Source organism: Flexilinea flocculi (assembly GCF_001192795.1).
In the GTDB taxonomy this organism is placed as follows: Bacteria; Chloroflexota; Anaerolineae; order Anaerolineales; family Anaerolineaceae; genus Flexilinea; species Flexilinea flocculi.
This window is the reverse complement of sequence record NZ_DF968181.1, coordinates 53,721-79,214: the sequence shown is the minus strand read 5'-3', so window position 1 is coordinate 79,214 and position 25,494 is coordinate 53,721. Positions and strand designations below refer to the sequence as shown.

Below are 25,494 nucleotides of genomic sequence, written 5' to 3'. Positions count from 1 at the left end.
TTTCAATATTTCCAAAAGTTCTTTGGTATCATTATTTCATCGGTATTATCAAGAATATTTTTCTTTGCTCATGCAAAAACTGCTGAAACAGATTGATAAGAAAGCGGATTGGTAGAGGAAGCCCTATGGAGATTTTTGCACATCGCGGTTATTCGGCCGTTTACCCGGAAAATACCCTGCTGGCGTTTCGAAAAGCGCTTGAATTTGGCGCATCCGGAATCGAGTTGGATGCTCGCCTTACAGCCGACAACGTTGTCGTGGTCATGCATGACAGCAGTGTTGACAGGACCACGAACGGATCCGGGCAGGTTGCGAATCTGACTTACGATCAAATCAAGAAACTGGATGCCGGTATAAAAAAAGGGATCTCTTTTGAAAATGAACCTGTCCCGACATTGGAAAGCGTCTTTAAGGATCTGGGAAACCAGATGACAATCAACGTCGAGCTGGCGAATTATGACAATAAGAAAGAAGATGGATTGGTGGACATTGTCATGGAAATGATTGGCGATTTTAATTTAAAGGAATCGATCATTTTATCTTCTTTTAGTTTTCGGAATCTGGTACGCGCAAAAGACATTATGCCGGAAGTTCAGTGTGCGCTCATTGCACAAAAAGGCATCAAAGGATGGAGTGCGCGCAATATTCTAAATCATTCGATCGATGTGGATGCATTACATCCCAATATCGCGGACATCACGGAAAGAATGATCAAGCATGAACATCTGTGCCGCAGAATGATTCGTCCCTGGGTTGTGAATGAATCCTACGATATGATGCAGATGCAAAAATTTGGCGTGGATGCGATTATTACAGATGATCCGGTACTTGGGTTAGTTTACAGCGACAATCAAAAGAAATAAAAAAAAAGGCTGCGATCGAATTTTGAATTAAACGAAGATTCGAAATTGGAAAAGGATCTTTAGTTATTGTGTTTTCTTTGCGCTCTGCGCCAAATATTTATATAATGAAGAAATCTTGGATTAATCTGTCATTGCGAGGAGGGCGTCAGCCCGACGAAGCAATCTATTTTTGTGTGGCACCCTTTTCATAATGGGGCAGGGAGATTGCCACGCCCCTTCGGGGCTCGCAATGACAAATATCACCCCTCTGATAATAAGTGATAAGAAAACATCTCAGATACGCAATAAATGAATATCTGAGATGCAGGAAGTATATGGGTGAGAGTTGCTTTGTCGCCCCATGTTGCATGCGAAGCATGACTTCTGAACGTAGATTTGCAACTCACCTACGGGACTCGCAATAACAGGTCTCATCCATTACATTTGACTTGTTATCAAATAATTTCATATCTAACGTTATTATTTACAGCATTTCGAAATATGGATTGACTTTTCAAATAAAGAAAGAATTCTTTTCATATTACGAATCGCTATTCAGTCAATTTTTGGATGAACCGAATGCGAGCGATAATTTCGGGATCCGCTTCTTGCGTTTTTGACAGCTCCTGAATCAGAGAACCGAGCATCGCTTTGAATTCATCATTGACCAAAGCTTGATTTTCATGGAAAGCTGCTTCCACTTCCGCTTCATCCGTTTTGGATAAAAGATCTTCCAAAAGTTCAACTTCCGGCGAGGGTTTGGTCATTTTTTCAACGGTATCCAAAATCTTCTGAATTTTTCCACTGCGCATAAAATCGCCGTTTTTTCTTGCATTCTGAAGCTCAGTTTTTACGATAACCAAGAAACTGTCATCGATTGCCCGTGCATATTTCAACAAACTCTGTTCGATGTCATCTTCCTTCATGATCTCATCGAATACTTTTTTCCTGAGCTGCATCTGTTCAGCAACCGCCTGATCAATTTTTTTGGTCAAATTCAGCAGTTTCTCGCGAATTTCGGAATACTTTTTATTGTCTTCGCCTTCAGCAGCCTGAATTCGCGCGCTCAGTTTTGAAAAGAATTCGTAGTCCATGCCGTTCCGGGCAAGGCCGGTCAATGTCTGGAGATAGGAATCGTCCGGTGCATTAAGGACAAGGTTCAGCAGGGAGTCACGATTTAATTGTTCTCCCAAATCCTGAATATCCTGGATCGCTTTCTGCGTGCTTTCCGCCCGTGCTTTTACTTCCCGTCCGTAAACAGTCTGATTCAGCAAGGCATCTTGTATCGGTTTCAGTACAGCCAGTACCTTTTCGTCTCGTGATTGGACGGCGCTGTTCTGAACATTCGAGAATAACGCAAAAAAGGATTGATCAATCAAAGATTCTTCCTGCTTAATGATCTCCGCAATTCTGTCTTCCGGACTGGTCAACAATCTCCGCAGGAGAGCGATCTTCTTCTCCTGATCCTTGATCATTTCTTTTGTAATCCCATCCGCTTCCAGAATCTTTTCAATCAGTGTATCGTACGTCAGCATCGATTGCGGACGCAGCAGATAGCCTTTCTTTTTCTCAGGCGGTAGTCTGTTGACCACTTGTGTAATCATTGGGCCAAGGATCCGCTCCTGTTCATTGATGGGCAAGCCCAATTCGGACGGGAAGTAGGTTAAAAATAATTCTTTTTCCGGATCATGATACACAACCGGAACTCCAACTGCACTCTGGTAACCGCAGGAAGGACAAACCGCGACATTCACCTGCCCGCTGAGCAGGCGTTCTTTTGCCGCAGGATCCTGAAATAAGTCAAATACTTGTTGAACGTCCGCAATCATCTGTTGGTGACAGCGCGGACAAGGTGTGGTTGTTTGAGCCATAAAAGCTCCCTTCATTAAATTGATCTGTAAAATTATACCAAATTCCGCCAGATTTCCGGCTGAGGGTTCGGCAATCACAGTCATTCGAAATTTGGATTGACTTTTCGAATAAAGAAATAAAATTTGGTGTTCTTATGGTTGTGTGCTTCGCGTAAAAGATTTATATGAGGAATAATTCATGGATTAATCTGTCATTGCGAGGAGGGCGTTAGTCCGACGAAGCAATCTATTCTTGCATGTGGCAGGAGATTGCTTGCCTCTAAGGGACTCGCAATGACAGGTTTCATTTATTACATTTGACTTGGTATCGAATAATTTAATATATAACATCATTCATTAATGCAAAAGTCATTAATATTCTTAGACAATTATGAATTGTTGCTCCGTATTCCCATATTTCAAATTGCTGGTTTTGATTGTCTTTATTCGCGTTTCTGGCTAAAATTTATTGAGGCACAATACAAAAACAGGCCAGCAATTTAAAATATGGGAAGGATGCTTTCATGTTGTGATGGTTTTGCTCGAAGCGTAAAAACCATCACAACATCAAGTTTTTCCCGATTGATTCAAATTACAAGTTAATATTTCGAATTACTGAAATCTGACAGAAAGAGAACCTTGTTTTGAAAATATCCATTACGGCTGATGTTCATCTATCTTCCTATGAAGAAACTCCGGAAAGATACCATGCATTGGAGGATATTATCCTCCAGTCCCTGAATGAAAACATCCACAAGCTATGGATCATCGGAGATCTTTTTCATGCAAATATTGACCGCTATTCGGACTTTGAAAATCTGGCTAAGAAATATCCGGACATGACCTTTCAGATCATACCCGGCAACCATGATTCAACACTCTCATCCAGAAGTTTGGCAGGACAAAATATCCGGGTTTTTGATGAACCTGCAATCATCACGGAAGATTACCAGTTCTTAATCCTGCCTTACAGACATGGAAAAACGATGGGAGAGTTGATTGCGGAAAGAAAAGATCAATTGCTCCCTAAAAATTGGATTTTACTCAGCCATGGAGACTGGCTTGACGGAAGGCGGAGTTTCAATGCAATTGAAAGCGGAACGTATATGCCGCTGACAAGATCTGATCTTGAACGATACCAGCCGGCGAGAGTATTTTTAGGGCACATTCATGCTCCTTCAGACGGGCCGGTTTTCTATCCAGGTTCTCCCTGCGGACTGGATATCACTGAGACAGGTTTAAGACGCTTTTTAATCTATGATCCGCAAACGAATACCGTCGAAAGCCGGGAAATTGACACGGATTTTCTCTATCAGCAATGCAGTATATTTGTGATGCCGGTTGATGATGAAGCGGACTCTGTCAGGCAGATGGCCAGTGAGATAAAAAGGAAATGGAATATCCGTGAAAAAGATCGTCAAAAAACAAGGATTCGAGTCCAGGCAAGCGGTTACACGCGAAACAAAAGCGAACTGTTAGCGGTACTGCTGGAGGAATTTGAAACATTTCTATTTTATAAAAATGAATCGCCGAACATTGAAAAAGTTTCCGTAACGATCGACGAAAACCGCATCAAAATTGCCCAGTCGGTTAAAGAACGAATTGACGCTTTGGAGCTGAATTGCTCACCGGATGAACCAGATCGGGATCAAATTCTGATGGAAGCGTTTCAGCTCATTTTCAAGGAGTAGATGATGGCAATTCGCATCCAAAAGCTTAACGTGAAAAATTTAGGGCCCATCCATGAATTCAGCCATCAATTCCGGTTAGTCAATTTGATCTATGGCCATAACGAACAGGGAAAAACGTATCTGGTTGAATTTATTTATCGATCGCTTTTCAAAAATATGGCGTTATTGAACCCTAGGCCTATCACAGCTTCAGGCCAGTTGATTGTAACCGGATTGCGCGATGAGGAAATATCATTTTCACCTGCATCGAAAACAAAGATGGAGAATTTTTGGACAGAGACAACTCCAGGACTACCAGGCGATTTCAGCAAATTGCTGGTAGTAAAAGGCGGCGATCTGGACCTGACACCGAACGATCCGGCAGGATTGGACGATCAAATTTTAAAAAACTTTTTGTCCGGGGAAAGATTGCTCGGAAAAATTTCCGCAAAAATCCGATCCACAGACAGTTCAGCCGCGTATGAACATGGAAAAATCATTGGAGCACAGCGAGGCTCCGTCAAGAACTATGCTGATTTATTTGAAAGCATTCAGCAGATCGATGCATTAATGCAAGAAATTCAATTAAAAATTTCCGGCGGGAAAAGATGGGAGCTTTCGCAAGAGATTGAAAGGATAAAAAAAGAACTTCGATATCAAGAGCAGGCAAAAAAGCGTCTGGCTTTAACCTTATCTCGTGAAATTGAAGAAATTGAAGCGCAATTGGAAAAAATTCCCAAAGAACCGTTGGATGATGCAAAAAGACTGATCGCAAAATATGCGCTGAATCAATCCATCCTGCTGAAAAAGGAACAGGAATTGTCAGAAAATCTGCAAGTCAGCCGCGATTATCCCTGGCTGGCTGCAGCAGTGGAGGAATATCAGAAACAAATCCTTTTAGAAAAACGGACTGACGATCAGACCGGAAATGCCTGGCTGATTGCCACAGTCCTGGCAGCATTTCTATCCATATCGCTCATTCTGATCCAGCAACCTTATTTTGGAATTGCAACCATTCTTCTGACGTTGCTGTTCGGTTTTTTCTACATCCAAAGCTACCGCAAACAGCAATCCAACGAAATCCATAAAATGGAAATCGAAAAAATCGAACAGATTTTTCGCGAGCGGTTTTCTGCAAATGGAGCAATCGGATTGTCCGTTTTGTTGAGCAAACAGCAAGCATTGCAGCCGATTTATTATTCCATTCAACAAATTCGAAACGACATCCGGTCATCTGCCAGAGAATCAGAGGACACCCGACAGGATATTCTCCATCTCCTCAAGAAATACACCAGTCAGCAGATTGATCCGAAGGATTGGCAGTCAACCATTGACACTTTGCAGAAGAAACGGAAAGCTCTCGAAACCTGTCTGCACCAAAAAGAGGATGAATTATCCAAATTGGATTTTGATGAGGATTCCGATCTCTATTTCCAGGATTCCGGTTCAGATGAGACATTCGGCACTCCTATTTGGGATAAAGCCGAAGAGTTGGATCACGCGGATTCGGAATTGAATGCAGTACTGCCGATATACGACAAAGCCAGGAAGCATGAACTGACCATTCTTCTGAAAAAACAGCAACATGAATTGAATGTGATTGATCAACAGATGCAGCAATTGAAGCAAGCGGTTTGTGCGATTACAAAATCGGATATCAATATGGTATGGGAAGAATTGATAGAAAAACTCACAAAAAAAAGAGCGGAAATTGTCAGTCAATATAAGGAAGTAACTGCTGCAATTATCGCTCAAATGCAAGTAAATAAAGTATTGGATGAATTGAAACAGATCGAGGGAGAAAAAATCGAAAAGAATCTGCATTCGCCTCTGGTCAGCGAAACACTGTTGGCAGCGACAGGGCGATACAATCAAATCGAACAGGAAAACGGAGAGCTAATCCTCTCTGATCCGTATGGGAAATACAAACTGAAAGAATTAAGCACAGGCGCCAAAGAACAGGTTTTATTCGGATTACGCATCGGCTTTGCTGCCAGACTCCTTTCCGGTGAACCGCAGTTTCTGATCCTGGATGATGCATTTCAATATTCCGATTGGGAACGACGCGAACGGCTGGTGGATCTGCTTGCAAACCTTGCCAAACACGGGTGGCAGATTTTTTACTTTTCCATGGATGATCATATAAAACAGCTTTTTGAAGAGAAGATTCGTCCGGAATTTCAAGAGGATTATTGTTCGATCATGCTGGACCAATCATAGGCTACTTATCATGAAGTGTGCTAATCTCGGTTAACCACAGTAATTTAAAATATTGACTTTTCTTTCGAATTACTCGAGAAATTATGTTGTTCTTTTGTTTTGCGCTTTGCGCAAAACAAAAGAACAACAAAGAATCCATCCCGGGATGCCGGACAGGTGTGTTAAAATCAGAAGATCATGCCTGCAAATATCAGCGCTTTCCATTCCGATCAATATCAAATTGAGACCGATCTGTACCAGGGTCCGTTGGATGTTTTGCTCGATCTGATTGAAAAGGCTGAACTGGATATCACCGTTCTCTCCCTCGCCCAGGTTACAGATCAATTCTTGGCTTATATTGAACGCATGGAAGATGATAATCCGGCAGAAGTTTCCGCGTTCATTGTCATTGCAGCCCGTCTGATCCAAATCAAATCCGCAGCACTGCTGCCTAATGCTGCAGTGCAACTGCAAAATCTGGATGAAGACAGCGGTGAATCCCTGGCGCAGCAGTTAATTCTGTATCGCAAATTCAAACAACTGGCAGCCTGGCTGGCAGCACGGGAAGATCAGGACTTGCGTTCCTGGGAACGCCTGCACGCTCCGGATGTCGGCATTGAACCGCCGCTGGATTTGAGTGACCTGAAATTGTCAAGACTGGCAGAAATTGCCGGCTATTTATTCAGCAAAAGGCAAGATTTACCGGAACTGAGCACGGTGATGGGAGTACCGCGGATCACAATCGGACAACGCATCAGATTTCTGATTCAAAGGATAAAAATCGGTGAAAAACTAAATCTTTCCTCTCTCCTGAGAAGCGGATCAAGGGTAGAAGCCGTTGTCACCTTTCTGGCGATGCTGGAATTGATGAAAAGGAACGTCATTCAAATAGAACAATCCGGAATTTTTGCAGATATCGAAATCACCGCTGCAGAACCGCTCTCGCAGGATGCCGAAATCACATCAGAATTCGGTGAATAAAACCCTTCCATCTTCCCCATTAAATAAGACTCGTTTAGAAAAATCAACCGCTGCGCAGTTTTAGAATGACCGCCGACAGATCATCCAATTGAGTTACCTGGTCCTCGGTCAGCGACCAGCCGACAGCCTGATTGTTCTGCATCACCTGATCCGCGTTTTTTGCTCCCGGAATCGGGATTACATGCTTTTGGATTAACCAGTTTAATGAAACTTGTGCGCTGTTCATCCCGGCATGTTCTGATCCGATGTGGTTCATCAGACGGATTAACGCCTGCAAATTCTGACTAAAATACTTATCCATAAACTTTCTGCGAATCCCGGTCAGATCCTTTTGAGAAACGTATTTACCCGTCAGAGCGCCCATTGCCAGCGGACTCTGTGCAATGACTCGGATCGAAAGCTGGTTACACATCTCCAGCACGCCATTGGTTTCAATGTCACGTTGAAGAAGGTTATATTCTGTTTCCAGGCAGGATAGCGGGATGCCAAAACGATTCAGATATCCGTAAAACTTTTCAAGTTGTACCGCAGAAAAATTAGAAACACCGGCATAGCGGATCAATCCAGACTCAAAAGCATCAGACATACATTCCGCAAGGAGCGGAAGTTGCATCAGTCCGGCAGGAGGTAAAACCTGATACAGATCGATTGCCGGAACGTGCAGCCGTGCTAAAGAATCTTTCAGCGCTTTGATGAAATCCTTCCGCCGTATACGCCAGAAAAATGGTGCAAATTTCGTAGAAATAAATGTCTGTGCCGCACTTTTTCCAATGAAATTTCCCAGCATCTGTTCCGCCCTGCCATCGGAAAAAGTTTCGCTGGTGCTAAAAAACAGAACGCCGTCTCGCATGGATTGCGAAAAAGCATCGAAGAGTGAAGTTTCGTCATAATCGGAACCATAATTCCAGACGAGATGATCTCCCCATGCCCAGGTTCCTACACCGATTTTAAAATCCGGAAACATCGATTCTCCTGATTGTTGCAAGGTAATTGCTTTCCGAAAAGCATTCCTTTTCCATTATACGTGTGTTTGATCAGCAATTCCTATGAAAATAGAATTCTATTTTCATGATCGGATGTGCAATTTCTTTCATCTGCTGTTCGAAATATTGATTGACCTGTCATTGCGATCATAGAGAAGCAATCTCTTTCCGGATGGTGCTCTGCCCTACATGTGGCGAGGAGATTGCCACGCCCCTTCGGGGCTCGCAATGACAGGTTCCTTATAGCAATTCCTATAAAAATAGAATTCTATTTTCATGATCGGATGTGTAATTTCTTTCACCTGCTGTTCGAAATATGGAGAAACTCTTCGAATTTCGAATCGCTGCGAATTACTGCATTTACACTATTTTCAGCATATAATTTCAAGCATCAATCCAAAAATTCCGGAGACACCTATGACGCAATATATCGCTGCAATGGATCAGGGTACGACCAGTACGCGCTGCATCCTGTTCGGACACGATGGAAAGATCGTCGCCTCAGACCAGATCGAACATGCGCAAATTTTCCCCAAACCCGGCTGGGTGGAACATAATCCGATAGAAATTATTGAAAATACGTATTCCGTACTGCGAAATGCTTTACAAAAGGCTGATCTGACCGCAAAGGATGTTGCATCCATCGGCATCACCAACCAGCGTGAAACCACCATTGTGTGGAACCGCTATACCGGACTGCCCTATCAAAATGCAATCGTCTGGCAGGACACACGCACAGCGGAGTTATGTGAACTTTTAGCCCGCCGGCATGGAGGTCAGGATCGTTTTCGGGCAAAGACCGGTCTTCCCATTTCCGTCTATTTTTCGGGTATCAAACTGCGCTGGCTTTTTGATCATATCGAAGGATTGTATGAAGAAGCCGTAAAAGGAAATCTGCTTTTTGGAACAGTCGATTCCTGGCTGATCTGGAACCTCACCGGAGGTCCGGACCATGGTATTCATTGCACCGATGTGACGAATGCATCGCGAACGATGCTGATGAATCTGAAAACGCTATCCTGGGATCAGGAAATTCTGGATGAGCTGGATATTCCATCAGCCATACTTCCGCGTATCCTGCCATCCTCCGCGGAATTCGGTCACTGCCGGATCGACCAGGCCGAAATCCCGATCACCGGCATTCTGGGAGATCAACAGGCAGCGCTTTTCGGGCAGACCTGCTTTACAGCCGGAGAGGTGAAAAACACTTATGGTACTGGTTGTTTTATGCTGCTGAACACCGGTTCTGTACCGGTTCAGAGTAAAAACGGGCTCATCACCACCGTCGGCTATCAAATCGGCAGCCTGCCGCCGGTCTATTGTCTGGAGGGATCCATCGCTGTCACCGGAGCGCTGGTACAATGGCTGCGGGATAATCTGAAGTTGATCACTTCTTCCTCGGAGATCGAATCATTGGCGCGGGAAGTTCCTGATAACGGGGATGTGTATGTTGTGCCGGCATTTTCCGGTCTCTTCGCACCCTATTGGTGCAGCGATGCCCGGGGCATCATCGTCGGGTTGACAAGGTTTGCCAATCGCGGACATATCGCCCGCGCTGTGCTGGAAGCCACCGCCTTTCAGACGCAGGAAGTTCTTGAAGCCATGGAAAAGGATTCCGGAGTGAACATCCGCATGATGAAAGTGGACGGCGGAATGGTCGTCAACGAGCTGCTGATGCAATTTCAGTCGGACATTTTAGGAGTGCCGATTGTGCGTCCGCAGGTCGCTGAGACGACTGCACTGGGCGCTGCATATGCCGCCGGCCTTGCCATCGGATACTGGAAAAGCCTTTCAGAGCTGCGCGACAATTGGGCAATTGATAAGACCTGGATCCCGCAGATGGATGCGGATCAGCGAATCCGGCTTTGCGCCCGTTGGAAAAAAGCCGTGTCCAAATCCTTTGACTGGGTGTAAGGGATTGGGAAAAACCGGTATTATTTATAATCACAAAAATAACCCTGTATCTGGTTACGTTTTTTTGCTATTTAGCTCATAATCTGGTTATATATCCAGCTATGAATATACCAGCTTTATCGTTGAATTATCCCAATTCTTAATTAATGCACATTATATGACAATCATCATGATCCGAATAAAATGTTTATCGTGTATAATGACGCAGTGGTTTTGCAATCCATTACGAATAATTTAGCACAAAGGAAATTTAATGAAAAAAGCAATTTATGTCTTACTTGCAGTATTGTTACTGACCCCGTCTATTGTCTATGCCCAAGATTTCACAACGTGGGAAGACCTCATTCCATACGTCCAGCAGCTCGAAACGCGAATTACTAACCTTGAAGCACAAATAAACACTGAAGACGAAACGGCATCTCCAAAAGCTGAAGAACAGATTTCTGGATCTCCAGACACACAAATTGGAGAATATACCGTTGTCTTGAAAAAATTCACACTCGCAAAAGATAGCAATGGCGAAGATATACTGAATGTCTATTTTGACTACACTAATAATTCCAGCGAAACAGATAGTTTCGGCTTTTCAATAAAAGCGGATGTTTTTCAGAACGGTATCGAGATGGAACCGGCATATTTTAGTGCAGGTAATTCAAACTTAATCACAAAAATTCGCCCTGGTTCAACGATTGAAGTATTCAAATCATTCAAATTGGCTGATAAAACGAATCCTGTAGAACTTGAATTATCGAAATTAATTGATTTCAGCGGAAAAGCTCCTGTATTGTATGTTCTTGACTTGTCGCAAGCATCGGAAGAATAAATAGGTCTTTAGGGCTTTATTTTGCCTGAAAACGTAAAGGAAGGGCGATAGCCTTTCTCATAATCCTGCAATAGCTTTTTGATAGCTTATTGAATAATCCCGTGCCTGTTTGGAAGTCCTGCTTTCGTTGTTTGCTTGGCTTCAATCGCGATCAGGTCTAGGGCGTGCGCTGTGTCTCATCCAGAAAAACGGTTATTGTGTTATTTCGTTTTTGTTGTATGTTGGGGGCTTCCTGCGCTATGCTGGGGGCTGCTGCCGCCTGATAGGCGGCTCTACCAATTTTATGAATAGCTGCAAGAGCTTTATTTTTATTGGTGGTTATCATTTCGTTCATGGTATGCCCTTTTCTTACCATCTTATCTGATATCTATAAAATATCTCGATGACTTTCCCGTCAGCCTCTTTTTGCCAGTCCTGATCTTCCATTGAGAAGCTTTTTCCTCAGATAGACGACGATGAAAAACAGCGTTGAGACCAGAACGATGGAAGCTCCCGAGCTGATATCGGCAAAGTAGCTGAGATACAATCCGAAAAATCCGGACAGAGCGCCAAAAACAGCGGCAGTCAGCATGGTCTGCCAGAGTTTTTTGGTCAGCATCAACGCTGTCGCAGCCGGCGTGATCAACATCGCCGTGACCAGACTGGCTCCCACGGTGTTGATCGAGATGGTAATCGTACAGGCGATTAAAACCAGCAGCATGGATCGAATCAAACGAACATTCCATTTCAGGGTTTTTGCCATGACCGGATCAAACGTAACCACCAGGAAAAAGCGGTAAAAGAGGAAAACAGCCAGCAGCACCAGCAATCCGACTCCGACGATAAACTGTAAATCCTCAACCGTCACACCCAGAACATTGCCAAACAGGATATGTGTAAGGTCAATGGCGTAGGTTTGAATCGTACTGATTAATGCCACGCCCAGCGCCAGCGCAGCAGTGAAAAAAATCCCGATCGCTGTGTCTTCTTTAATTTCTTCCTCATCGCTCAGGAAGGAGATTCCAAGCGCCACAACCACCGCAGCGACCAAAGCTCCGAAGGTCAAGGATCCACCTGTCAGATAGGCAATTGCGACGCCGGGAAGCACGGCATGAGAGAGCGCATCCCCCAGAAATGCCATCGACTGAACCACAATGTAGCAGCCCACAATGGAACACACGATACCCACCATGATCGCAGCGGCGAAACTGCGCAGCAGGAAATCATATTGGAATGGTTCAAAAAGCAGGTTCATTTCGGCTCCTCATACATAAACAGCCTTTTTGCCGAAAGCTTCCTGAAGATTTTCGGGAGTCATCACTTCTTTGGTCAGACCATAAGCGACAATGCGATGATTTAAAATGAGCGTCCGTTCAAAATTTTCGTAGACAAGTCCCAGATCGTGCGTGGCGACCAGTGTCGTCACTTTGAATTCCCGAAGCTGGCGCAGGTTTTCCAGAATCACCTGTTCGGTGGCGACATCTACCGCGCTGAACGGTTCATCCATCAATAGAATATGCGGGTGTTGAGCCAGCGATCTTGCCAAAAAAACGCGCTGCTGCTGACCGCCGGAACAATCCCGAATTTTACGGTCTGCCAGGTCAGCAACGCCCATGCGCTGAATCGCAGAATTGACAATCTCGATATCTTTTTTTCCGGGTTTTTGATAGAAAGAGAGTTTTCCGAATCGTCCCATCATCACAACTTCTCGTACGGTAATCGGATAATTCCAATCAATGGCTTCTTTTTGCGGGATATAGGAGACACAATCTTTATGATTGCCGCCCCTGCCGCCATGCACAGTGACTTCCCCCTGCATCAGCGGGATCAAACCCACAATCGTTTTAAACAAAGTGGATTTTCCTGCGCCATTCGGGCCGATGACAGCCACTTCGTCCCCAGGAAAGAAATCAATTGTAATATTCTTTAGGACAAGCTCCCGATCATTGCGGTACCCCAGACAGGCGTTTTTGAGATGGATCATCGGAGTAGATTGAAGGTCATTGTTCATATGCTGTATTGTAATTGATTTTCTTTGGACGTGCACGTTTCGCCGCAACGATTCTGAACATCGACTTGCTATTCGAATCAATCGGGAAATACTTTTCGTTGTGATGATTTTTGCCCTTTGCACAGAAATCATCACAACGAAAAAAATCCTCCCCATATTTCGAATCGCTGGTTCCAGCGTACGAAGGATGACAGCTATAGTATAATGTGGCCATGGATTTTATTACAGAAGTTGATTTATATTTACGCTCAAAAGCAACGTTGATTCTGATACTGTCTCCAGAAGAAGAACGTATCATCGACACATTGAAAATGTTGTGTCAGAACACCGGACGATCTTGTATTGCCTGGGATATCGCTGATGGATTTCAGCCGATCATCGGAAATGCAGCTCCAAAAGGGGGCCGCGACGCCCTGACTGTTCTGGAACAAATCGAAAAAGCGGATCCGCAGGAGCCCTGCCTTTTCATCCTCAAAGACTATCATGAATTCTGGAATAATTCCAGCATCAAACGAAAACTGTGCACGCTGGCCGAGACATTAAAATTTTCAAAAAAGTCAATTATTATCACTGCCGCCGGTGCAGAGATTCCTTCTGAATTGATCAATGAAAGCGTGATTCTGGATTACCCGCTACCATATATCACGCAGCTTGAAGAGGTTCTGGATAAACTCCAATTGACTCCGGGTGTCGAAATTCGGCTCAGCCCTTCCGGAAAAGAAAAATTGCTGCAGGCAGCATTGGGATTAACTGCATCGCAGGCTCAGCGCGTGTTTGCAAAATCAATTGTCAGCCGAGGATTTTTGAGTGAGGCGGATATTGATTTTGTAAGCCAGGAAAAGAAACAAATTATTCGGGAGGTTGAAGCGCTCGAATACACGGATACCGACGAGACGCCTGCTGATGTCGGAGGACTGGGAGCGTTGAAACAGTGGCTCAACTTGCGCGAACAGGCATTCGGGCATGAGGCAGCTGCATATGGTCTGCCGGCGCCAAAAGGCGTTGCACTGATCGGAATTCCAGGCACTGGAAAAAGTCTGACGGCAAAGATGATCAGCCGGCTGTGGCATCTGCCGCTCCTGCGGTTGGATGTTGGCGCATTGTTCGGCAGTCTGGTCGGAGAATCCGAAGAGCGGGTTCGCCGGGCACTTTCGATTGTTGAAATCATCGCGCCCTGCATTCTGTGGATTGATGAATTAGAAAAGGCGCTTTCACACGGCGGATTAGATGCCGGAACAAGCACCCGCGTGTTTGGATCCTTGTTAACCTGGATGCAGGAAAAAACAGCGCCGGTTTTCGTTGTCGCCACAGCCAATGATATCACTGCGCTGCCGCCGGAATTGCTGCGGCGCGGACGTTTTGATGAGGTTTTTTTCCTTGACCTTCCTACAGAATCGGAACGCAAAGAAATCTTTGAAGTTCATATTTTAAAACGCAAACGGCTTCCGGATGCTTATGACCTGCAGCGGCTGGCACAGGCATCCCGCGGATATGTCGGATCAGAAATCGAACAGGCAGTAATTGATGCGATGTATATCGGTTTTAATGACCATCGCAGAGAATTTACCACAGAGGACATACTGGCGGCGCTTCAAAAACAGGTCCCGATCTCCATTTCTCAGCGCGAAAATGTGGAAAAGCTGCGGGATTGGCTGCGGGAAGGACGAGCTCAATCCGCATCGTTCCGAGACTCATCAGTGGCGGAAAGCCAGTTTGTTCCCATTCAAATTGAAATAAAAACCTTACCCGAGTAAGCGAGCATGTCTCATATTTCGATCGTTCAAACCAGACTTATGGATCGCGATATTTTACTGGAAGCGCTGCAGCAACTCGGTTATGTCGTGAATCAAGCAGAAAATCTGGAAATCCGGAGCATGGACCGAACAGTGAAAGTGGATTTTCTGGTAGAGATTCCCTATTCAGCTCCGATTGGTTTCCGAAAAAGTAAAACCGGGTATAAGATTGCAGCGGACTGGTTCCAAATTCAGCTCGATCCGAAAAAATTCAAAAATCAGGTTCTGCAACAATATGCGTATCTCTCTGTGCTAAAAACACTTTCTGAACAGGGATTTCAAATTGCGCAGGAAGAAAAAGATGAAAAAAATCAGATTCATCTGGTATTGAGAAGAATGAATGAGTCATGACGCAAAATCCGGATCTAAAACTCTTACTCGCACTATTAACCACCCCTGTGATCCCGCAAAATATCCCTTTGGATTTGCTGTACCAGACTGCCAGTATCGGCGCAATTGCGATGCTTTCAGAAGCGGTTGAAAAATCCCCACAGGAAAATAAACAGGAGATCATTCAAACTTTAAGAACTGCGGTAAAAAGTGCCGTTTCAGAAGAATTGCAAAAGAGAGCGTTTGCAGTACTGATATTTTTCGGCAAAAAGAATGATGCAGACGCCATTCAGGCAGTTTTCGATCTGGCGATTCAGGATCGGAATGAATTGGCGCTGGAAGCAATGCGACAATACGATTTCCAACTTCCCGTTTCCGAACAAAACAGCGCGAAATACTGGATCCTGAACAATAGAGAGGGATTAAAGAAAATCGATCCGGAGCTGCGTTTTCTGACCAAATACTTTCTGCAGTCATCTATCGGGATCCAAAACAGGCTGCTACATACAGAAAAAGCCATTCAGCCCAATTGGATGATCATCGCAGCTTATTTTCAATCGATATCAAGCGGTCAGCCAGACACGCAACGAATCACTAAAAATTATGGATCTTTCTCAGATCAAGAAAAACTGCTGTTTGTTGAAACAATGTCTGAATCATTCATAGCCCAGAGATCCATCATTGCAGATTTTTTTCTACAATATGGTGATCCGATCAGTTATCAAGCCTGCATGAAATATCAGCTTCGCCCACAGGATCCAGACCAGCATGCGGTCTTTTTTTTCCTGACAGAACAATGGGATTTATACAATCAGTCGGATTTTGAATATCGAAAGATTCGCAAAACGTTTATTGCGGCCGATGATGTTTTTAAACGCAGACTGATTTTAATCAGCCGCAAAACCGGCCATGTCGCATGGCTCAGAGATCTTGATGCTTCAGTGCAATTTCAAACAGAGCGTAAAACGCTTTCCCTTTCCCAATGGTTCGAATTGATTCAATCGCTGCAGGATAGCGGGAAGATGCAAAAACTTTGGGAACTGCTTCCGATTGTTCCTTTCTGTTTCACACCGATGCTTTATCAGATACTGGAATCAGCATCTTTTTTCCCGCAAAATTCTGAGGAGATAAACTTTTTTACCCGGATCGGGAATATGATGAATACACTGCCACAAACCATTCCTGTCCCGTTGGTACACCGCTATTTTTCACAAAAAAAGAACCCAATTCAGCTCTGCATTAGCCCTGATTCTGAGCATCTGGCTGCATCATTTCTGAACGATGAGATCCAGATCTGGAATATCCGTGATCGTCGTATTCCTCCCATCTCTCTAAACAGTTGCAGCAGCTTCCGAGCCATGAGCTTTTCCATGGATGGATCTCATTTGCTTACTGCCACCCGCGATAATCGTATTCAGATCTTTCAAATTCCATCCGGAAGAATGATTAAATCCATTCCATCGCAAAAAATGCCGCTGATCGGATTATTTGTCGACCGGGACAATAAACGGTTTTATACGGTCGATCAAGCCGGTTTTGGCGCGATTTGGGGATTTCCGCACGGTACTTTAATCCGGGAGTTCAATTGTCAGACATCCGATCTCCTGCGAGTTTCTTTCGATTCAGAGAACAGCCGCATCATTATATTAAGTCAAAATGGAAAACTGACCTGCTTTGATCCCAACAAAAGTCAAACCGTATCATCGTTTATGACAGCGCCGGACAACTTTATCCTCGGACAGAATCATCAGAGAGGGCTGGTAACCTGCGGATCAAGCAGCAATCGTATATCGTGCTGGAACCTGATGAGTCAAAAGGCGATCATCGAAGATACATCTCCGGAAATTGATGACCGGATTCTCTCGATTCTGGATATTCTGCCAGGGGAAATCTGCGCCCTGGGAACACAATCCGGTACATGCTCTGTTTTCAATCTTTGTTCTGGTAGCAAAATGGCAGAGATATACAACCAGGAAAATGTCGGAGCGATTACTGCGATGCAAATCAGCAGCGACTGTTCCACTTTCTTTCTTGCAAGAATGAACAGTGAAATTACGGAATGGGATCTGACACTGTTCCACTGGTTTACAAAAACGTATTCCATCCTCGAAATACCATCCGCAAAAGAGCTCGATGATTTTCTCAATCGCAGTTCGCTGCCTGCGGTTAAAAATTCGGTATTATTAATGAAGGCAATTGCAGACTGGCGCCGCAGGTTTGATATCGAGATAGAATTTTCAGAATAGTGAATCCTCTGCAACAAGCACCTTCAGCATAGCTGAAGTTTTAAATTGTGCATACGGACAGCAATTCGAAATTTCGACATACTTTCCAAATAGAGAGAAAATATTTATTGTTGTGTTATTTTTCCCCGAAGTACAAAATAACACAACAATGAATATTTCTTCCTACATTTCGAATTTTTGGATAATTGGAGGAATAATGACTGGAAAACTTGATTATAAAAAAGATGAAAAAATGTATTACCTTCCGGCAGAACATCCGGTTTTAATCACCATTCCTGAAATGAAATTTTTTATGATTTCGGGTAAGGGAGATCCGAACACCAGCGAATCCTTTTCGGATGCGGTTCAGGCTCTTTATTCTATTTCCTATTCCATAAAAATGTCACCCAAATCCGGAAACGCACCAGAGCAGTATCAGGAATACACGATTTATCCACTGGAAGGTGTCTGGGATTTGGAACAGGCCGATGAGAGCAGTGACTTTTCGAGATTAGATAAAAATCGATTTATTTATACTTTAATGATTCGGCAGCCGGATTTTGTCAGCGAGTCCTTTGCTGAGGATATTCTCGGAATCGTCAAGAAGAAAAAACCAAATCCAAAACTGGATGAAGCAAGATTTGAAACCTTCCAGGAAGGTTTGTGCGTCCAAATGATGCACATCGGTTCATTTGACAGCGAATCCAGAAGTTTCCAAAAGATAGAACAATTTCTTATTGAACAGGGATTGTCAAGGATTTCCCACACACATCGCGAAATCTACCTTTCTGATCCACGTAAAACCGCACCGGAGAAACTGCGCACCGTATTGCGCTGTCAAATTCATTAAGGATCCGAATATCAGCCCGTTTCTTATCTGGAATTCGACATTTGGGAAAGCTTTATGAAGTATGAAAGAAATTACACATCCGATAATGAAAATAGAATTCAATTTTCACAGGAATCGCAATAAGGAGCCTATCATTGCGTGGCAATCTCCCCGCCACATGTTTGGCAGAGCACCATCCGGAAAGAGATTGCTTCTCTTTGATCGCAATGACAGATCAATAAATATTTCAAAACAGAGTAAAGTTTTTTTTTATTGACACACTGATACAAAAATGAAAATTGAGGCCTTTTTGAAGAAACGGAACAGCTTTTCAGAACTTTCCATTACTGCTCAGATGAAATATCTGCAGAAAACATTTCAGAATTCTGCACAAAAACCGGTTTTTACCAAATCCGATGACGAACAAATTTGGAGCCTGATGGAGTCAGCAAAAATGAATATCGGAATATTAGCTGCCAAAGGGATTGTTGAAACCAGCCGCAGCTATGCGATTTATAACCGTTGGATAAATTTTCTGTATTGGGAAAAACAATACCGCCTGCATATATTCTTTCTGCAGAAATTTCTTAAATCGTTGAGTGAAAACCGTAAAACTTTTCATCCTTTGATCAATATACAGATTTACCCATTTTCCGTTTTTTTATCGTATCAGGAAACAAGAGATGTGATTTCAATCCAAATGCAGGAGGCAGTCATCGGACTGGCAGATTCTCAGATCAAAGATCTCGCTCATGCAATTTCCTCCCGCAAAAAAGAACATTTGAATCAGATCTTCAAAGCCATTCAACAAGAACCGCAAATTGGAAAGATCAGGGATTATTTTCAAGAAAATCTACCTGTCAGAAAAGAGATGATAAAAACCAATGGGAGATACTTCAATTTGGTAGAAGTCTTCTCGAAAGTTAACAAGACTTTTTTCAACAATACGATGAAGCAACCAATCATTAAGTGGTCAGCCCAGCCTAATAAATGCAGAATGGGGACTTACAATTATCAAACCGACACCATTATGATCAATAAAGCGCTGGATCAAAAACAGACACCCGACTATGTAATCGAATTTGTCATGTATCATGAGATGCTGCACAAAGCGCTGGGTTTTGACCAAAAAGGGAACCGCCGAATTGCTCATACAACAAAATTCCGAAAACTGGAAAAATCATTCCCCGATTATGAAAAGGCAGAAGCTTATATCAATCATCTGAGCATGCCGGCTGCTTGATTATTTGCTGTTTTACACTTTTTACCAGATTTGCGGCACCAATAACAGATACGCTTTCTGTATTCAGGGGACTGGCTAAAGTTACGAATTGCGGAAAATTCTGATAAGGTCCCGGCAATTCGAGATATGGGGAGGATTCTTTTGTAGTTGTATTGTTTTTTAGCTTCGCTAAAAAACAATACAACTACAAGGAATTCTTTCCCTGTTTGGATTTGCTGTTTCATATTTCGAATTACTGCGAAATATGAAAGAAATTGATTTTTTGTGGTAAAGTTGAGCCGTTGAGGTCTCTATATGTTTCATTTTTTGTTTTCTGATAAAGAGTATTACCGAAAAATCTGGAATCTTGCAATTCCATTGATTCTCCAAAACGCCATTAATTCCTCCATAAATCTGATTGACAGTCTGATGATCGGATCCTTGGGAGATGTTGCGCTTGGATCGGTCAATATCTGCAATCAATTCTATTTTTATCTGTTCAACACGATTATTTTTGGTTTGGTTGGAGGTGGCGCCATTCTCAATGCCCAATACTGGGGTGCAAGAGACACACAGAACATCCATCGCATCATGGGAATCCAACTGATCGGTTGTGCCAGTGTAGGAATTATCTTTTTTACTTTAACTGCGATCCTGCCGAACCAGATCCTTTCCCTTTATTCCGACGATCCTGAAGTAATCCGTACCGGCGCAATGTATCTCTCGACCTTGTCCATCAGCTACCTTCTATTCCCGATCACCAATATGTTTGCCAGCGCGCATCGCTGTACGGGCAATACCAGAGTGCCGATGTTCACCACAGGAATTTCTCTGATATTAAAAGTCATACTCAGTTGGATTTTTATTTTTGGTCATTTTGGTTTTCCGGCTATGGGAGTCAAAGGAGCAGCCATCGGAACGCTGATCGCCCGGTCCGGTGAATTTGTTCTGCTGATATCGCTCACCTATTTAAAAAAGTATCCTGTGGCAGCTACCTTCCGAAATATGTTCGATTTTCAAAAACGGGTAACGAGAGCCGCCATAAAGAATATTCTGCCAGTGATGATCAACGAAGGAATCTGGGGGCTGGGAACGAATGTTTACTCTTCAATCTATGCAAATATTTCAACCGCCTCCATTGCCGCTGTCGGCGCTGTGAGTCCAATTGACAGTCTTATGTTTACGATTTTTCTGGGTGTCGGAGATGCCTGCGGTATTATGACAGGCAATTTATTGGGGTCCAATGAGAAGGAAAAAGCATATACATACAGTAAACGTTCGGTTACATTATCCATTCTGCTGTCATTAACCATTGGTTCAGCAGTTTTTCTGGCTCGCAAGAAAATATTGGGCATCTATTCCCTGTCACCGGAAGCTACCGACTATGCGGCTCATATTCTGGCGATCATGGCAGCCTGTCTCTGGGCAAGAACAACATCGTATACCTTGATTATCGGCGTTTTGCGTGCCGGAGGCGATGTGCGATTTTGCCTGATTGTTGACTCCGGCTGCTCCTGGTTTATCGGAATTCCGATTGCTTTCATATTGGCGAATGTTTTTCATCAGCCAATTTCAATCGTATATTTTGGCGTTATGATGGAAGAAATCTTCAAAAGTGTGATCGTCTTTTCACGGTTCATTTCCAAAAAATGGATGAACAACCTCGCCATGGAGGATATTGTCTATCAATAAATTTGTTGAAATTTCTGAATTTCTTTGAACAGCATATCTCTCCCGGAAAAATGAACGTTGGCAGCCCATTCTTTAAATAAGCGTTGATAACTTTTCGTTGTGCTTGTATTCCAGTCCAGGCCAAGTTTACCCGCATGGTCACGGATCGTTTTCTCATCCGTCCCTTCGATTTCCAGATAATCGCCGATTGGAGTATGATCCACCATCAATAGAACATCATCAAATCGAAAAACGCTGCGAAATTTTTCATACATAAAATACACTTCAAAACCAAGTTTTTCGAGAATCGCTTGCATCTGTTTTTCATCGGAAACATGCGTCTCAATTTCTTCACGGTAAGCAATCCCATCTTGTGCCTTTTCCGCACATTTAAAAGTCAATGTCACTGCGCCGTTTTCTGTTCGCAGGCGCAGCACCTGATGAGCTGCAGACAATTTCCGTTCAGCCGTGTCAAAGCGGTAGTTCATCTCATGACACTTTCTTTGTTCACAAACAAGATCCATAGCTTCCAGCCTGGCAATCCATTCACCGGCATCTTGAATCGGAAATTTTGCCTCAATTTCCCGATCTGTGAGATAATTTTCAATAGTATTCGTCATATCTCTTATTGTAGCATCTTCGCCAGTCGGTATAATGCTTCAGTAATTTGAAATATGAAAAAAATTCATTATTGTTCGTATTCAGGAAGTATGTCTATATTTCGAATCGCTGCGATTTTGTCACATATCTTGCTTTTTTTTTGAAAGAATGATATAAATATATCTGTGGTTAAGGAGATTGTGTAGCAGAACCGCTTTCCTCAATTATCAGGGAAGGTGGTTTTTTTATAAATAATTTCTTCTTCATCAGTTCGAAACGATATGGCTGCGAAGCCAAATCGAAATTTTTTGTAAGCTCGGTAATCCCGAGGGAAAGTTTTTAGGAGAGTTTCATAATGAGTGACACAGTAAAAGGTACAGTTAAGTGGTTCAATGAATCAAAAGGTTATGGTTTTCTTTCTCAGCCGGAAGGTGAAGATATTTTCGTTCATTATACCGCCATTCAGGGCAACGGTTTCCGCACTTTGAAAGAGGGCGCAGAAGTTGAATTTGTGATTGAACACGGTCCCAAAGGTCTTCAGGCCAGCAACGTCGTTCTTCTCTAATTCAGAGAAAAAACCTTAGGGAAATGAAGTTATCAATTTCAAATCTGTACCAAGGTATCTAATAAAAAAAACGAAAGCGGTTGAATAATTCAACCGCTTTTTATTTTCCTTAAAATGAGCTTAGCAAGCAAATTCCCGTAAAAGCGAATTCCATTCCTCAATTGACAGCGTTTCCGCTCTGCGCATCGGATCAATTCCGGATTTTTGCAGTTTTTCAGTCACATCCGCAATTCCAAGCGGAAAATTTGCGGAGATTGAATTGCGCAGCGTTTTTCTTTTTTGTCCATATCCTGCTTTTGCCAACCTGAAAAACATAGGAATAAGTTCCGGCGCAATTCGCGGTTCTTCATAAAGGCGGATCCGTACCACTGCGGAATCAACATTGGGTTCAGGGTAAAACGATGCGGCAGGGATTAAAAGCGGCATATCGGTCTCCCCATAAATCTGAACGCTTAAAGCCAATAAACTGAGTTTCCCAGGCTTCGCACAAATTCTTTCAGCAACTTCTTTCTGTACAGTCAGAATCATTTTTTCCGGTTTCACTGTGGATTCCAACAGATGACGAATTACAGCGGAAGTAATGTAATATGGGATATTGGCAATAACAGAATACGATTCCTGAAAGGCATCTGCCGGTTGGAAATCCAAAATATCACCCTGGATTACAGAGACATTCTGAAAAGAAGATAATAATGTTTTCAAGACAGGAATTAGACTTTTATCCAATTCCACTGCAACCACTTTATTAAATCGCCGTGCAAGGTGACGGGTCAGACTGCCTAATCCGGGTCCTATCTCCAATACGGCTGAATCTGAGGATATTTCCGCAGTATCAATAATTTTTTCCAGAATACCATCATCAGACAGGAAGTTTTGCCCCAGACCTTTATGTGGTTTTAAACCATATTGTTTCAATATTTTTTGTATCGAAAAAGATTCGGATCCATCCATTATAAAACCCATTGTATTTCTGTCGGAACCGGAGTCAAAAAATACAGCGTCGTATGATCACTCCAGCCAACAAAGTCATTATCAGAATAAGCTAAATCAACCCAGCGATTATCATTCGTGGGAGATTTTCCCACATCTCCGATCACTCCTGTTCCATATCCGGGAATATAGACACGCTGACCGCCGAATTTTAAATACCAGTCATAACTGACCGCAATGATACCTTTTTCGACTCTGGCGCCAGAAGATGTGCCGTTGAGGCAGGCGTCAACTCCACTCCTGCAAGGCGAATATGAAGTGGCATATACGGGAATAGAACGCCAATATTCGAATGTTCCATCTGCAGTTGTGATGGTCTGAGTTTGAATCTGCGTCCCATATGAATGGACAGCTTTCTCAGGCTCAATCAGGACAGTTTCCGGTTCTGATACATTGGAGATTTCAACATCATCCTGATAGCGGATTTTCGTTAATACGCCTTTTACCCCGGCATGTCCTTCCTTAATCACTCCTGTGGAGTCTAATGGTTTGGTATTATCCGGAATCCATTCGATTTCATTTGGTAGAGCAGAGGCAGTAAGCAACATATCTTCATGCACTCGAAAAACTGAAATTTTGCCATCTGATGGAAGCGGACTGCCTTCTGAAGGGATACTATAATCCAAATTCTCCAGCGGAACACCTGCTCTGGACAGCGCTTCTCCGACAGTTTTTCCACAGGCTGAGATTTGAGATTCAATACCGTTGGAAGAGATGGTCAGTATCTTTGGCTCACAAATCTCAATTGTCATTCCATTTTGAAAAACGGTTTCCCTTTCAGGGAATATCAATGCACCCTGCGGAATGCTCACATCAAGCTGTTGCAGCGCCTCCCCGACAGTCAACGCCTGCGTATAGCGTATTTGCGGACTATCCCATGAATCGCGAACCAATTTGAAAAAATTCTGAGACGTTATGGATAGTTGAATATTGGATTCCATTCCGATCAGCGAATCGGCTTGAATTTCTGTCTGATTCCAGAGAATTTTGTCTCCGGGGAATAATTTGACTCCTCCTGAAAGTAAAATATTTCCAGCGATATTTTCATAACTAATAAAAGAAATCTGTTCATCCTGCCGCATCAGTTCAACAGTCGATGGATGGTCTACGCGCAATAAATAATTCTCGGTCATCCAATAGTTTAAGCGCGGAAAGATTCTGTCAATATCGGAAAAAGGGATCCCGGTTTCCTTTAAAATTGCATCCGTTCGAATCTTCCGTGTCTTGATTTTCATCGGCACACCGTCCACTAAAAGCTGAATTCGGCGTGGAGAATTCGTCAGGTAAAGCATGCTTCCGGTAAAAATCAGACAGAAACCCAGAAAAACAAACCAGATTCGTTTCTTCATAGAGAAATTTTACCGTCAAATCAGAGAAAAAGAATAAAAAAAAAGACCCAAATATCCGGGTCTTCAGTGCCGAGACACAGAATCGAACTGTGGACACTACAATTTTCAGTCGTATGCTCTACCAACTGAGCTATCTCGGCAAACCATCATTAATTAATGACGTCCCCTATTTTAGCTGTTTTACGCTACCCTGTCAAGGAAACAATATTTTTTGTAAAATTCCGTAATTCTAAATTTTTTTTGGAATAGAACTTCTGTCGTTTGCGATATCCAAAACAACTCAGAAGACACCGCCTACAGCACGCCAGCAAGCCTCTAAATGGGATGCACTGTCTTTTCCGCATTTCTTTGAGACTTTTTTTAAGATTTCTTCCATCAAAGGGATTCCGCCGATACTATAGAGACGTTCTCCAATTTCTCGTGCACGAGCATGGCGACAGTTCCGATCAAACAGACCGCCAGATCTTTCCGACAGATAATCTTCCTTCAATCCAATCTGGATTAATTCGCTTGTTAATGCTGCGACCTCACTTTTATACTGAGATGGATAAGATTTATGAAAGAAGCACATCTTTTTATCCTTTCCACATTTTAACTGATTATATCATGTCGAATTCGGAAGCAGTAATTCGAACAGCAAATCCTACAAAAATAGAATTCAATTTTCA

General features: G+C 43.2%; 22 protein-coding genes and 1 tRNA gene. 13 read left to right on the top strand and 10 right to left on the bottom strand.

The annotated features are described in order from the left end of the window. The first annotated feature begins 125 nt into the window (after window positions 1-125). Window positions 126-863, top strand: a complete 738-nt coding sequence (locus ATC1_RS05345) for a glycerophosphodiester phosphodiesterase (protein WP_062279100.1) — start codon at window positions 126-128, stop codon at window positions 861-863. A 530-nt stretch (window positions 864-1,393) separates the two neighbouring features. Here the strand turns inward: ATC1_RS05345 and ATC1_RS05340 are convergent. Continuing rightward, the gene (locus tag ATC1_RS05340) at window positions 1,394-2,713 is read right to left on the bottom strand and encodes a CpXC domain-containing protein (RefSeq protein WP_172667724.1); all 1,320 of its coding nucleotides are present in this window, start codon (window positions 2,711-2,713) and stop codon (window positions 1,394-1,396) included. 623 nt (window positions 2,714-3,336) lie between these two features. Here ATC1_RS05340 and ATC1_RS05335 point away from each other — a divergent pair. The 3 genes from ATC1_RS05335 (at window position 3,337) to ATC1_RS05325 (ending at window position 7,542) form a co-directional block, all read left to right on the top strand. Beyond that, complete coding sequence (locus ATC1_RS05335; protein ID WP_062279097.1) at window positions 3,337-4,383, top strand: metallophosphoesterase family protein; 1,047 nt, start codon at window positions 3,337-3,339, stop codon at window positions 4,381-4,383. A 3-nt stretch (window positions 4,384-4,386) separates the two neighbouring features. Continuing rightward, window positions 4,387-6,582 (top strand): ATP-binding protein, encoded by a 2,196-nt coding sequence (locus ATC1_RS05330; RefSeq protein WP_152024237.1) that lies wholly within the window; start codon window positions 4,387-4,389, stop codon window positions 6,580-6,582. Between the two features lie 177 nt (window positions 6,583-6,759). Next, window positions 6,760-7,542 (top strand): segregation and condensation protein A, encoded by a 783-nt coding sequence (locus ATC1_RS05325; RefSeq protein WP_062279094.1) that lies wholly within the window; start codon window positions 6,760-6,762, stop codon window positions 7,540-7,542. Window positions 7,543-7,585: 43 nt separating this feature from the next. On the opposite strand, the gene ATC1_RS05320 is transcribed toward ATC1_RS05325, so the two are convergent. Then, entirely contained in the window at window positions 7,586-8,506 is a 921-nt protein-coding gene (locus tag ATC1_RS05320; protein ID WP_062279092.1) for an aldo/keto reductase, read from the bottom strand. Between the two features lie 436 nt (window positions 8,507-8,942). Here ATC1_RS05320 and glpK point away from each other — a divergent pair, with 436 nt between their 5' ends. After that, window positions 8,943-10,439, top strand: coding sequence for a glycerol kinase GlpK (gene glpK / locus ATC1_RS05315; protein WP_062283935.1), 1,497 nt, complete (start codon window positions 8,943-8,945; stop codon window positions 10,437-10,439). 253 nt (window positions 10,440-10,692) lie between these two features. Next, entirely contained in the window at window positions 10,693-11,262 is a 570-nt protein-coding gene (locus ATC1_RS05310) for a DUF5067 domain-containing protein (protein WP_062279090.1), read from the top strand. Window positions 11,263-11,419: 157 nt separating this feature from the next. Here the strand turns inward: ATC1_RS05310 and ATC1_RS14810 are convergent, their stop codons facing one another. From ATC1_RS14810 to ATC1_RS05295, 3 genes are all read right to left on the bottom strand, one after another. After that, window positions 11,420-11,587 (bottom strand): hypothetical protein, encoded by a 168-nt coding sequence (locus tag ATC1_RS14810; RefSeq protein ID WP_154664738.1) that lies wholly within the window; start codon window positions 11,585-11,587, stop codon window positions 11,420-11,422. A gap of 69 nt (window positions 11,588-11,656) precedes the next feature. Beyond that, complete coding sequence (locus ATC1_RS05300; protein WP_062279087.1) at window positions 11,657-12,496, bottom strand: metal ABC transporter permease; 840 nt, start codon at window positions 12,494-12,496, stop codon at window positions 11,657-11,659. A gap of 9 nt (window positions 12,497-12,505) precedes the next feature. Beyond that, the gene (locus tag ATC1_RS05295) at window positions 12,506-13,252 is read right to left on the bottom strand and encodes a metal ABC transporter ATP-binding protein (protein WP_062279085.1); all 747 of its coding nucleotides are present in this window, start codon (window positions 13,250-13,252) and stop codon (window positions 12,506-12,508) included. Between the two features lie 212 nt (window positions 13,253-13,464). Here ATC1_RS05295 and ATC1_RS05285 point away from each other — a divergent pair, with 212 nt between their 5' ends. The 6 genes from ATC1_RS05285 to ATC1_RS05260 all read left to right on the top strand — a co-directional run bounded on the left by ATC1_RS05285 (window position 13,465) and on the right by ATC1_RS05260 (window position 21,343). Next, on the top strand, window positions 13,465-15,006 hold the full coding sequence (locus ATC1_RS05285) for an AAA family ATPase (protein ID WP_062279082.1): 1,542 nt from the start codon (window positions 13,465-13,467) through the stop codon (window positions 15,004-15,006). 6 nt (window positions 15,007-15,012) lie between these two features. After that, on the top strand, window positions 15,013-15,396 hold the full coding sequence (locus ATC1_RS05280) for a DUF1257 domain-containing protein (protein ID WP_062279080.1): 384 nt from the start codon (window positions 15,013-15,015) through the stop codon (window positions 15,394-15,396). Beyond that, window positions 15,393-17,621, top strand: a complete 2,229-nt coding sequence (locus tag ATC1_RS05275) for a WD40 repeat domain-containing protein (protein WP_062279078.1) — start codon at window positions 15,393-15,395, stop codon at window positions 17,619-17,621. Before ATC1_RS05280 ends, ATC1_RS05275 begins: the two co-directional genes overlap by 4 nt. A gap of 196 nt (window positions 17,622-17,817) precedes the next feature. Then, window positions 17,818-18,450, top strand: coding sequence for a GyrI-like domain-containing protein (locus ATC1_RS05270; RefSeq protein WP_062279076.1), 633 nt, complete (start codon window positions 17,818-17,820; stop codon window positions 18,448-18,450). 289 nt (window positions 18,451-18,739) lie between these two features. Continuing rightward, window positions 18,740-19,672, top strand: a complete 933-nt coding sequence (locus tag ATC1_RS05265; protein WP_172667723.1) for a SprT-like domain-containing protein — start codon at window positions 18,740-18,742, stop codon at window positions 19,670-19,672. 294 nt (window positions 19,673-19,966) lie between these two features. Further along, on the top strand, window positions 19,967-21,343 hold the full coding sequence (locus tag ATC1_RS05260; RefSeq protein WP_062279073.1) for an MATE family efflux transporter: 1,377 nt from the start codon (window positions 19,967-19,969) through the stop codon (window positions 21,341-21,343). Here the strand turns inward: ATC1_RS05260 and cyaB are convergent. Beyond that, window positions 21,337-21,942 (bottom strand): class IV adenylate cyclase, encoded by a 606-nt coding sequence (cyaB, locus tag ATC1_RS05255; RefSeq protein ID WP_062279072.1) that lies wholly within the window; start codon window positions 21,940-21,942, stop codon window positions 21,337-21,339. The two genes, ATC1_RS05260 and cyaB, sit on opposite strands and share 7 nt — an antisense overlap. Window positions 21,943-22,277: 335 nt before the next feature. On the opposite strand from cyaB, the gene ATC1_RS05250 reads away from it, so the two are divergent. Continuing rightward, complete coding sequence (locus ATC1_RS05250; RefSeq protein ID WP_062279070.1) at window positions 22,278-22,487, top strand: cold-shock protein; 210 nt, start codon at window positions 22,278-22,280, stop codon at window positions 22,485-22,487. 120 nt (window positions 22,488-22,607) lie between these two features. On the opposite strand, the gene rsmA is transcribed toward ATC1_RS05250, so the two are convergent. The 4 genes from rsmA to ATC1_RS05230 form a co-directional block, all read right to left on the bottom strand. Beyond that, window positions 22,608-23,450 carry a 16S rRNA (adenine(1518)-N(6)/adenine(1519)-N(6))-dimethyltransferase RsmA gene (gene rsmA, locus ATC1_RS05245; protein WP_062279068.1) on the bottom strand — a complete coding sequence of 281 codons (843 nt, stop codon included), beginning with the start codon at window positions 23,448-23,450 and terminating at the stop codon, window positions 22,608-22,610. Continuing rightward, a complete protein-coding gene (locus ATC1_RS05240) occupies window positions 23,438-24,826 on the bottom strand; it encodes a ubiquitin-like domain-containing protein (protein WP_062279066.1) in 1,389 nt (462 codons plus the stop codon). The genes rsmA and ATC1_RS05240 overlap by 13 nt, the downstream gene beginning before the upstream one ends. Before the next feature lie 67 nt (window positions 24,827-24,893). Further along, window positions 24,894-24,966: transfer RNA gene (locus ATC1_RS05235), tRNA-Phe, on the bottom strand. A 140-nt stretch (window positions 24,967-25,106) separates the two neighbouring features. After that, window positions 25,107-25,397 (bottom strand): hypothetical protein, encoded by a 291-nt coding sequence (locus tag ATC1_RS05230; RefSeq protein WP_062279064.1) that lies wholly within the window; start codon window positions 25,395-25,397, stop codon window positions 25,107-25,109. Window positions 25,398-25,494: the final 97 nt, after the last annotated feature.